Raw genomic sequence first — 1,563 nt, forward strand, 5'->3', positions numbered from 1 at the left:
TCGGCTTAGCTTCGATCCATCGGTCGAGTTGAGTAAGTAACGGCGCGTTAAACCGAGAATGCCTGTCTGATCAGGAAAAATAGAACTTACTTAGGGTTCAATTCAACCGATCCGAGAGGCATCTCGTAGATGCAACTTTTCCATACTTCCAACCGCTTGTCCGCCACCTTCGATGACACAAATCTCGTGTCGGCCGCGGGGCTCGTCCCCGCGCTGGCGTTGGCGGTGAAAACGGGTCTCGGTGAGGTTGCCGATGCCCGGTTGAGCTTGCCCGGACGCTTCGGCGCGAACGCCGGATTAAAAGTCACAGCTTTGGTCGCGGGAATGCTCGCCGGTGCCGACTCGATTGATGACATGGCGCTGCTGCGGCACGGCGGCATAAAGAAACTCTTCGTCGGAACCTACGCTCCGTCGACGTTGGGCTCGTTTTTCGTGCGTTCACGTTTGGTCACGTGCGTCAACTCGACGCCGTCGCTTGGCGGTGGCTGGTCAACCTCGCCACCCACACTCCGATCGTCGCAGGAATCGACGACTACGCGTTGGGTGATATCGACGACACCATTAAAGAAGTCCACGGATATCAGAAGCAAGGCTCTGGTTATGGCTACTCCGGAGTGCGCGGGCTGAACGCTTTGATCGGCATCGTCTCCACGCCCAAAGCGGCGCCGATTATCATCGGATCGCGGCTGCGGAAAGGATCGACGGGTTCTCCCCGCGGCGCGGGCAAGTTCTCTGGCGATGTCCTCGCCACCGTGAAACGCCCCCGCAGCACAACGGCGACCGGCATCATGCTGCTGCGCGCCGATAGCGCGTTCTATGGCCACGCCGTCGTCACTGCCACGCACCGCACTGGGGCGAAAGTATCCATCAAGCGCGGATGGACCCCGCCGTCAAACGTGCCATCGCCACGATCCGCAACGACCAGTGGACCACGATCAACTACACCGATGCGATCCGAGACGAGGAAAACGGCGCCTGGATCTCGTCCGCCGAGGTCGCCGAAGTCACCTTCACCGCGTTCAGTTCACGCAAGAAATCCGAACGCATCGACGGCCGCCTGGTCGTTCGACGGATCCCCGAACTGAACCAGAAAGTGGGCGAGAGACAACCGACCCTCTTCGACACGCACCGCTTTCATGCGTTCTTCATAACCAGCGATCTGGACACCGTCACGGCCGACCAAACCCATCGCCAACATGCGATCATCGAACAGATCAACGCCGACCTCAAGGACAGCGCGTTCGCTCATCTGCCCTCCGGGGTCTTCACGGCCAACGCGGCCTGGCTCGTGCTGGCCACGATCGCGTTCAACCTTTTCCGAGCCGTCGGCTCACTCGCCGGGCGCAGATCCGGGCAAAGCACGCAGCGGCACTATCCGCCGCAAACTCATCAACATCCCCGCACGAATCTCCACCTCAGCCCGGAAAATCCCTCTGCACCTGCCGGCCAGCTGGCCGTGGGAAACCGCATGGACAGCCGCATTCGCGGCGGCCTGCGGCCCGCCGCACACCACCACCACCTGACCACCAGCCACCCGGCACCCGGCACCCGGCACCCGGCACC

The 1,563-nt window shown here is 61.6% G+C and carries 1 pseudogene; it reads left to right on the forward strand.

Annotated features, from left to right (window positions below):
• Window positions 1-129: 129 nt before the first annotated feature.
• Window positions 130-1,523: pseudogene (locus CXY83_RS00015) on the forward strand (IS1380 family transposase).
• Window positions 1,524-1,563: the final 40 nt, after the last annotated feature.

The sequence above is a fragment of the Cryobacterium sp. M15 genome, from assembly GCF_002929675.1.
GTDB classification, from domain to species: domain Bacteria; phylum Actinomycetota; class Actinomycetes; order Actinomycetales; family Microbacteriaceae; genus Cryobacterium; species Cryobacterium lyxosi.